Annotated in this window: 7 protein-coding genes; all 7 read right to left on the bottom strand. The window is 56.9% G+C overall.

The annotated features are described in order from the left end of the window. Positions 1-507: hypothetical protein (locus WC421_11515; protein MFA5162855.1), on the bottom strand; the 507-nt coding region annotated here is incomplete at its 3' end. A gap of 65 nt (positions 508-572) precedes the next feature. Next, positions 573-947: a cytochrome c oxidase assembly factor Coa1 family protein gene (locus WC421_11510; protein ID MFA5162854.1), complete on the bottom strand. Its 375-nt coding sequence runs from the start codon at positions 945-947 to the stop codon at positions 573-575. A gap of 13 nt (positions 948-960) precedes the next feature. After that, positions 961-2418 (bottom strand): RHS repeat-associated core domain-containing protein, encoded by a 1458-nt coding sequence (locus tag WC421_11505; protein MFA5162853.1) that lies wholly within the window; start codon positions 2416-2418, stop codon positions 961-963. 57 nt (positions 2419-2475) lie between these two features. Further along, complete coding sequence (locus WC421_11500) at positions 2476-2796, bottom strand: hypothetical protein (protein MFA5162852.1); 321 nt, start codon at positions 2794-2796, stop codon at positions 2476-2478. 10 nt (positions 2797-2806) lie between these two features. Then, complete coding sequence (locus WC421_11495) at positions 2807-5323, bottom strand: RHS repeat-associated core domain-containing protein (protein MFA5162851.1); 2517 nt, start codon at positions 5321-5323, stop codon at positions 2807-2809. Between the two features lie 56 nt (positions 5324-5379). Continuing rightward, complete coding sequence (locus tag WC421_11490; protein ID MFA5162850.1) at positions 5380-5850, bottom strand: hypothetical protein; 471 nt, start codon at positions 5848-5850, stop codon at positions 5380-5382. 8 nt (positions 5851-5858) lie between these two features. Continuing rightward, a partial coding sequence (locus WC421_11485) for an RHS repeat-associated core domain-containing protein (GenBank protein ID MFA5162849.1) occupies positions 5859-9801 on the bottom strand: 3943 nt, incomplete at its 5' end.

Here is a 9801-nt window from a genome sequence, read left to right as displayed (position 1 = left end):
AACCGACAAAACGGCGCTCTCGCCCGCAGGCGCAACCCACTGGCCGGAGGAATTGAGGAAATACAGCAGCCGCCGCCCGTCCGGCGGGCGCACGACGGCGACGGTCTCCAGGTCGGAGGCGGGAATGGCCATGCCGGAGGCGCTCATCACGGCGCCGGGGGCATACGGGTCGCTCCAGCCGCCCGCAACCGAGGCCGAAGCCAGCAGCCGCGCCGCCGGATACACCCGCACCGACGATTCAAACGAATGCCGCCACGACTTGCCGATGTCGCCGGCGTCCTGGTTGTCGCTGAGGTAGAACACCCGGAAATCCACCGGCCCGGCGAAATTGGGGACATAGACCGCCGGATCGCCGCTGACGGAAACGCCGCCGGACGCCTCGTCGTAGCACCGCGGACAGTCCGACGGAGCCTCCGTGGAAGGCAACTGGCACGTCTCGGGCGTGGGAGATTCGGGCAAAACGCGGGCGTGCAAAAACGGCGCGGATAACAGTACCGCGATGAACAAAAATAATAGTTTAAAACCCGTATCTTTTAACATATCCTTTCGTTAGCTAACTCTCCTTATTCATACTATCGACTGTTCACAAGTAGTGGAACTTCACCAGTATCGAGTTTTAGCGTAGCAGACATAACCTTCCATCCGCCCACTGATTTTTCGAGACTAACATGTACTAAACCTGTCTTGAGGGTTCCCGTTACCCTAATCGTAAATTCCGCACGCCCGCCTGTAGAGGACTCAACAACGCCTGTATGTGCGGAAATGGTTAAATGCGATGACTTTATTGGTCCCACAGCATCCACAATATATGGATTGGCTGCAATATAATTCGTTGCAACCTTATACGACTGTGAATTGATACTCACGAGATAAACAATCAACAATAGAATAGCACCAAAAATTAATGCTATACCAAGTCTGCGTATGTTTTTGCCGATATTTATCATGTTGTTTCACCTCCTAATACGTCGTTGTAAATTCCACTCCTCCAGCGGTACCGCCACTAAACTCCCAATTTGGCGAGAAAGAAAACCCTCCTTTAGGAAATGTATAATACCCTTGAAATTTATGATCCCCAGATTTGATATTTGCAAACGGATCATATGCAACGCCGGCATTTACGCTATAGCTATAGGACACTGGACCAATTCCTGCTCCACCCCACCAAAAAAGCCCCAATCCAATTTTTGAATGACAGGAATTGTCTAGCCCATCGTAACCCGGACTTGTACCATGAGGTTCATACGAAAGTCCTCCTCCAATACCATATCCTAATCTACCACTTATAAACCCAGCACCATTTGGATTACGTCCAAAAGATATTTCCCCACCAAGTCCGGCGTATCCGCCAATCGAAATTGACCACAAGCCATACGGGTCTATGTATTTATAAGGTCTATTCCCCACATACGCATACAAATTTGTATCCCCTCCTGCGAAGCCTATGGGATCTTTTTGGATAAATCTGCCGGTGTCGGGGGCGTAGTATCTGGCGCGGTAATAGAACAGGCCGGTTTCGGCGTCCCATTCCCGGGCGGTGTAGCTGTAAAGACTGCCCGTCTGCGACCAACTGCTTGTGCTGCCGGTTACCTCGTTTCTGAACACGGGCTTGCCATAGGCCTGATATTGCGCGCGCTCAACTACGGTTCCCGTCTGGTCGGCGATGGCGATTATGCTGCCAAGGCCGTCGGCAAGGAGGTAATAATCGCTTGCGCCTTTTTTTAACATCAGTGGCTCGTCCGTGCCGGGGCCGTGCGTGTAGGTCGCCTTCAACGCGCCGGCGGCGTCGGTTACAAATGCGATGTCCTCGCCGTCGTAGATGTAGTGCTGCGCCCGGATTGTCTCGCCGTTGTGCGTTATCGTTTTTGCTATGCGGCGGCCTGTCGCGTCGTAGCGGAGGATCTCGCTGTAGCCCGACGGCAGGTTTACTTGCGTAAGGCGATTTTGGCTGTCGTAAACATAGGTTGTCTGCGCGTTGTCGGATGCGCGCGTTTTTGCGGTCAGGTTGCCGTTGTTGTCGTAATCGTAGGTGTAAAACGAATCGCTGTTGAGACGGTTTGCCGCGTCATAGGCGTAACCGGAGCGCACGGCGTCGCTTGTGCGGTTGCCCACCGCGTCGTAGGCGAAGGTCTCGGACTGCACGCTCAGCGCGCCGCTGGACGGGTGGACCGCGCTTGTCAGGCGGTGCAAATCATCGTAGCCGAAATTGTGGCTGCCGAAATCGTCGGTCATCGTTGCGCGGTTGCCGGCATTGTCGTATGTGTAGCCGACGCTGGCGATTACCGCGTTATCGGTTTTGCGGCGGTAGATTATTCCGGTAAGCTGATTGGCGGCGTCATAAGCATATTCCGCCGCTACCGCCGCGCCCATATCCATGCGCGTGCGCCGTCCGGCGGCGTCGTAGGTAAACTGGAACATAACCTCGTCGGGTGAAGTAATTGCTGTATTTCTTAAATATGCGCGGTGAAACATGCCTTATATCCCTTTGTTTTGCTCTCCTGTAAAATCCTGCAATACCTTTCGTAGCTTTGCCACTAATGCCGATATTAGTTTATCGGGTGAATCGTAATCGTATTTTTCCAACATTATCCAATCCCAGCCATCAACTTTAAACCCTGCCTCTTTATCATCAGGATATAGATAAACGACTATAACATGCCCTGTTACCGTCACAGATGCCATGTAATAGTCCTTATGTTTTCCCTTTATTTTTTCAAAGGAAACTGTCCCCTTAACTGGAAATTCCTTTAACATCTCCTGCAATCTATTTATGCATGTATCATGGAATTCTTTCATATACAACCTCCTAGAAGCGTGGTCCTTTCAATATGTCGATGTGCTTGCCTTTTGTAAAGTCGCCAACTACTCTGAACACATATCGCCCCTCATCTTTTCCAACACCAATTCGCAGATAACGATTGGAATTCAAAAAACCGCCTCGTCGCATTCCATAATATCCACCAATCGCAACATCTGTTAATGCACCAGCCGCAAGTCCGGCAGTATAAGACTCAGAACACATATTAACATTGCCAATGTCAAATCTCTTTCTAATCCATGGACCGGCTCCAAACCAGATCCAGTCACCCCATCCCGCCGAAAAATCTATGAAACCTTGCGGCAATGTCGGCATATCCTCCATTCCAAATTCGCCATATGGGTCGGTGTATATCAAGGGGTCATTCCACACATACGCATACAAATTAACATCTCCGCCGTTGAATCCAATCGGATCTTTTTGGATAAATCTGCCTATGTCGGGGGCGTAGTATCTGGCGCGGTAATAGAACAGGCCGGTTTCGGCGTCCCATTCCCGGGCGGTGTAGCTGTAAAGACTGCTCGTCTGCGACCAGGCGCTTGTGCTGCCGGTTACCTCGTTTCTGAACACGGGCTTGCCGTACGCCTGGTATTGCACGCGCTCTGCGATGTTCCCCGTCTGGTCGGCGATGGCGATTATGCTGCCAAGGCCGTCCGCCAGCAAATAATAATCGCTTGCTCCCTTGCGCAACATCAGCGGCTCATCCGTGCCGGGGCCGTGCGTATACAGGCTTTTCAACGCGCCGGCGGCGTCGGTTACAAATGCGATGTCCTCGCCGTCGTAGATGTAGTGCTGCGCCCGGATTGTCTCGCCGTTGTGCGTTATCGTTTTTGCGATTCTCCGGCCTGTCGCGTCGTAACGGAGCGTCTCGCTGTAGCCCGACGGCAGGTTTACTTGCGTAAGGCGGTTCTGCGCGTCGTAGATGTATGCGGTCTGCGCGTTGTCGGATGCGCGCGTTTTTGTTGTCAGGTTGCCGTTGTTGTCGTATGCGTAAGTATACTGGCTGTCGCTGTTCAGACGGTTTGCCGCGTCATAGGCGTAACCGGAGCGCACGGCGTCGCTTGTGCGGTTGCCCACCGCGTCGTAGGCGAAGGTCTCGGACTGCGTCGTCAGCGCGCCACTGGACGGGTGAACCGCGCTTGTCAGACGGTGCAGGTCGTCATAGCCGAAAGTGTGCGCCCCGAAATCGTCAGCCATGGTTGCGCGGTTGCCGGCGTTGTCGTATGTGTAGCCGGTCTGCGCTATTACCGCATTGTCGGTTTTGCGGCGGTAGGTTATTCCGGTAAGCTGATTGGCGGCGTCGTAAACATATTCCGCCGCTACCGCCGTACCCATCTCCATGCGCGTTCTGCGGCCTGCGGCGTCGTAGGTGAACTGGAACTGCGTCCCGCCGGGGGCGGTTATCGTTACGGGGCGGTTCAGCGCGTCGTAACTGTAGCTCCATGTGTAGCCGGAGGTCGTCATCGCCAGCCGGTTCCCGGCGGCGTCGTATGTGTAGGTGAACGCGCCGCCGAGGTTTGCAATCTTGTCCTGCGCGCTTGTTGCCGTTACCCGGCCCGCCGCGTCATAGCCGAATTGCAACTTTGTCCGCGGGTCCTCTATGCTTGTGAGGTTGTTTGCGAGGTCGTAGCCGTAGGTCGTCTGCCCGTCGGGGGCGGTGGCGGATGCCAGCCGGCCCAGAATATCGTAAGCGAATGCGAAGCTGCTGCCGTTTGCGTCAGTCGCCGCGCTGATCCTTCCCGCCGCGTCGTAGCCGTAAGCGGCGGCATGATTGAGCGGATCCGTTACCGATGCCAACCGGCCCTGCGCGTCGTAGCCGAAACCCGTCGCGTGATTGGCGGCGTCCGTCAGCGAAACAAGCCGCTTTGCGCCCGTCTCGAAACCGCCCGGCTCGTAGCCGTAGCGCGTTACGCCGCCGATGGCGTCGGTAACCGTGTCGGGCGTGTTGTCCGGGTTGTATGTAAAAGCCACCGCCATGCCCGCCGGGTCCGTCATGCGCGTTACGCGGCCTATAACGTCATAGGCGAAACCGGAATTGCGGTTCAGCGCGTCGGTTACGGATGTTGCATTGCCATAGCCGTCCCGCCCGATTGTTACCGAATGGCCCAGCGGATCGGTTATCGCCAGCGGCAGCCCGCGCGCGTTGTTGGTTATATCGGTTGACTGCCCCGCCGCGTCGGTGATGCGCGACAGGTTGCCGTTTGCGTCGTACGAAAAATGCGCGGTGTTGCCCTTCGCGTCGGCGTAATAGCTGATGTTGCCGGATGAAGGGTCGTAGCCGATGTTTATCCGGTTATTGAGCGGGTCCGTCGCGGCGGTCAGCCGGTTTTTCGCGTCCCACGCATAGCCGCGGATGTTGCCGGCGGGATCGGTAACCTGAACCGGATTGTTGGCCGAATCGTAGGCGAACAGCGTCTTGCCACCCGCGCCGTCAACCGTGTATGCCCGCCGGAAATGGCCGTTGGACTTGTTCCACCGCACAATCTCGCTGCCACTGTATCCCAATAAAATAGATGATGCTTTGGGTAAAAGGAGATGTCGAAACATTTTTGGAGAATCATTCATATTTTTGAATCGAACTTTAGATTTACTCCGCATTCTATCCCAAGTATTAAGCGAAATTGATATTCACCGATAATTTCGTCAGTGCGCTCGATTTCAATCATGAATTCATCTGAAGCCACGTCAATTGTTAAATCTTCGCATGTAGTAATAGTGATATGTCCATTCAAATATTTGATGTCGTTGAAATCGTATGTCCCGATTTTGGACCGATCGAACAACTCGTAATGCTTTACATTGTGAACACGTAAGCAACTCTTTGCAACAACTGCAGTGTATTTACGAAGAAGCACATAATTTGCAACCATTCTCGCTTTGGAGTATTGGACTTCTCCAAATGGAATCGTCAAGATAGACTCCGCCTGATTAAATATTATCCAATCAGTATTAAACCACATATCATGTATTATGTCGGTCAGCTTTTGTATCTCATCCAAGTTGATAAATTGCAGTTTTTTGGTATGCATCATGCTCTCCTTTATCTTTGCAACCCCCACGGAATAGGTATGCGTATGGGTTTTGATCCCGAACCCGCCGCACCAGACTTCCACCAATTAATTTGTAAATGCGGCAACCTACCGAAAGACCCAAATGTATGATGAGGATCGTGCATCGAAATTTTAACTCTATATCCTGTAGCATATGCGCCTAGTGCAACATCTGTTAATGCACCAGCCGTAAGTCCGGCATTGTAATACCCTGAACATATATTAACAGTGTCAATGTCCAATCTCTTTCTAATCCATGGACCGGCTCCAAACCAGATCCAGTCACCCCATCCCGCCGAAAAATCTATGAAACCTTGCGGCAATGTCGGCATATCCTCCATTCCAAATTCACCGGATGGGTCGGTGTATATTAAGGGGTCATTCCACACATACGCATACAAGTTCGTATCGCCGCCGTTGAAGCCTATGGGGTCTTTTTGGATGAATCTGCCGGTGTCGGGGGCGTAGTACCTGGCGCGGTAATAGAACAGTCCGGTTTCGGCGTCCCATTCCCGGGCGGTGTAGCTGTAAAGACTGCCCGTCTGCGACCAACTGCTTGTGCTGCCGGTTACCTCGTTTCTGAACACGGGCTTGCCATAGGCCTGATATTGCGCGCGCTCTGCGATGTTCCCGGACTGGTCGGCGATGGCTATTATGCTGCCAAGGCCGTCGGCAAGGAGGTAATAATCGCTTGCGCCTTTTTTTAACATCAGCGGCTCGTCGGTGCCGGGACCGTGCGTGTAGAGGCTTTTCAACGCGCCGGCGGCGTCGGTTACAAATGCGATGTCCTCGCCGTCGTAGATGTAATGCTGTTCGCGAATTGTCTCGCCGTTGTGCGTTATCGTTTTTGCGATTCTCCGGCCTGTCGCGTCGTAACGGAGCGCCTCGCTGTAGCCCGACGGCAGGTTTACTTGCGTAAGGCGGTTCTGCGCGTCGTAGATGTATGCGGTCTGCGCGTTATCGGATGCGCGCGTTTTTGTTGTCAGGTTGCCGTTGTTGTCGTATGCGTAAGTGTACTGGCTGTCGCTATTCAGACGGTTCGCCGCGTCATAGGCGTAACCGGCGCGCACGGCGTCGCTTGTGCGGTTGCCGACCGCGTCGTAAGCGAAGGTTTCGGACTGCACGCTCAGCGCGCCGCTGGACGGGTGGACCGCGCTTGTCAGGCGGTGTAGGTCGTCATAGCCGAAAGTGTGCGCCCCGAAATCGTCGGTCATGGTTGCGCGGTTGCCGGCAGTGTCGTATGTGTAGCCAACCTGCGCGATTACCGCGTTATCGGGTTTCCGGCGGTAGATTATTCCGGTAAGCTGATTGGCGGCGTCGTAAACATATTCCGCCGCTACCGCCGTACCCATCTCCATGCGCGTTCTGCGGCCTGCGGCGTCGTAGGTGAACTGGAACTGCGTCCCGCCGGGCGCGGTTATCGTTACGGGGCGGTTCAGCGCGTCGTAACTGTAGCTCCATGTGTAGCCGGAGGCCGTCATCGCCAGCCGGTTGCCGGCGGCGTCGTATGTGTACGCGAACGCGCCGCCGAGGTTTGCGGCTTTGTCCTGCGCGCTTGTTGCCGTCACCCGGCCCGCCGCGTCATAGCCGAATTGCAACTTTGTTTGCGGGTCCTCTATGCTCGTGGGATTGTTTGCAAGGTCATAAACATAGGTCGTCTGACCGTCGGGGGCGGTGGCGGAGGTCAGACGGGCCAAAATATCGTAAGCGAATGCGAAGCTGCTGCCGTTTGCGTCGGTCGCCGCGCTGATCCTTCCCGCCGCGTCGTAGCCGTAAGCGGCGGCATGATTGAGCGGATCCGTTACCGATGCCAACCGGCCCTGCGCGTCGTAGGCGAAACCCGTCGCGTGATTGGCGGCGTCCGTCAGCGAAACAAGCCGCTTTGCGCCGGTTTCAAAACCGCCCGGCTCGTAACCGTAGCGCGTTACGCCGCCGATGGCGTCGGTAACCGTGTCGGGCGTGTTGTCCGGGTTGTATGTAAAAGCCACCGCCTTGCCCGCCGGGTCCGTCATGCGCGTTACGCGGCCTATGATGTCATAGGCGAAACCGGAATTGCGGTTCAGCGCGTCGGTTACGGATGTCGCGTTGCCATAGCCGTCCCGCCCGATTGTTACCGCATGGCCCATCGGGTCGGTTATCGCCAGCGGCAGCCCGCGCGCGTTATTGGTTATATCGGTTGACTGCCCCGCCGCGTCGGTGATGCGCGACAGGTTGCCGTTCCCGTCGTACGAAAAATGCGCGGTGTTGCCCTTCGCGTCGGCGTAATAGCTGATGTTGCCGGACGAAGGGTCGTAGCCGATGTTTACCCGGTTATTGAGCGGGTCCGTCGCGGCGGTCAGCCGGTTTTTCGCATCCCACGCATAGCCGCGGACATTGCCGGCGGGATCGGTAACCTGAACCGGATTGTTCGCCGAATCGTAGGCGAACAGCGTCTTGCCGCCCGCGCCGTCAACCGTGTACGCCCGCCGGAAATGGCCGTTGGACTTGTTCCACCGCACCACCTCTTTGCCGCCCAGCGGCGGCGTGATGCGGGTTTCGCCCTCGCCGGTCTGGTCGTCTACGATATATTCATAGGTGTATGTCCCCCGCGGCCCGGTTTTGGAGCTTAAATAATACCGCTGCGGGAAATACCACGCCGAAAACGCCGCCCGGTCCACGAAATAATAGCCGGACGCCGCCGGCGCAAGCGGCGCCAGATACACCTTGTCCGCCGGAGCCGCCGCGCCCGCCAGCAGCGCGCACCGCTCCGCGCCCGCGTAGTTGAACGCCGGAACGGATTTGCAGTCCCGCGAATGGTCCACCCGGTACGCCGGCGCCGAGTAAGCATAGCTTGTAACCTGCCCGCCGGGCGGGGTAACGCGCGAAAGCAGCTCCGCGTTCCCCCAGCCGCCCGGCGCGAAATACCCGCCCGCAAAACCCTCCAGCCCGGATACGGAATAGCCCTGATAGCCGAAGGTTGACACGCCCTCGGGCCCTTCAAGCCGCTCCAGCAGCCCGGAGCCGGTGTAGCCGAAATAATGCGCCCGCCCGCCGATGTCGGTTACAGAAGACACCCGCCCCGCCCCGTCGCGCGAAAACGAGTAAAGTACGCGCCCGTCCGGGTCTTTCACCCAAGACAGCAGGCCGGAGGAATACCCCAGCAAAAGCGCCGAGCCGTTGCGGTCGGTTACCGAAACCAGCCGCCCCGCGCCGTCGTAGGAATAAACCAGCCTGTCGTCCGCGCTCCACACAAACCCCGACGGCGCCGCGGTGGAACCGGAAACCGACAAAACGGCGCTCTCGCCCGCCGGAGCAACCCACTGGCCGGAGGAATTGAGGAAATACAGCAGCCGCCGCCCGTCCGGCGGGCGCACGACGGCGACGGTCTCCAGGTCGGAGGCGGGGATGGCCATGCCGGAGGCGCCCATCACGGCGCCGGGTGAGTACGGATCGCTCCAGCCGCCCGCAACCGAGGCAGAAGCCAGCAGCCGCGCCGCCGAATACACCCGCACCGATGATTCAAACGAATGCCGCCACGACTTGCCGATGTCGCCGGCGTCCTGGTTGTCGCTGAGATAAAACACCCGGAAATCCACCGGCCCGGCGAAATTGGGGACATAGACCGCCGGGTCGCCGCTGACAAAAACGCCGCCGGACGCCTCGTCGTAGCACCGCGGACAGTCCGACGGAGCCTCCGTGGAAGGCAACTGGCACGTCTCGGGCGTGGGGGGAATAGAGGGAGGATTGGGCACTATAGTGGGAACATACGCGCCTGAGACGGGGACGGAAAACGTCGCCTCGCCGTAATTGCCGGAGGAGGATGTCCCGCCGGGCGCGACGCCGGAGGTTGTCTGCCCGGCGGCGCAGGTATAGGTATAGGAGGCCTGGCCCTGGCTGCTGCCGCATTCGGAGAATGCGGGCGGCAGGGCCGAGACCGCCAGCGCGGCGGCGGAC

The organism is Elusimicrobiales bacterium, assembly GCA_041651175.1.
Classification (GTDB): Bacteria; Elusimicrobiota; Elusimicrobia; order Elusimicrobiales; family Elusimicrobiaceae; genus JAQTYB01.
This window is presented reverse-complemented; position numbering and strand designations above follow the sequence as displayed.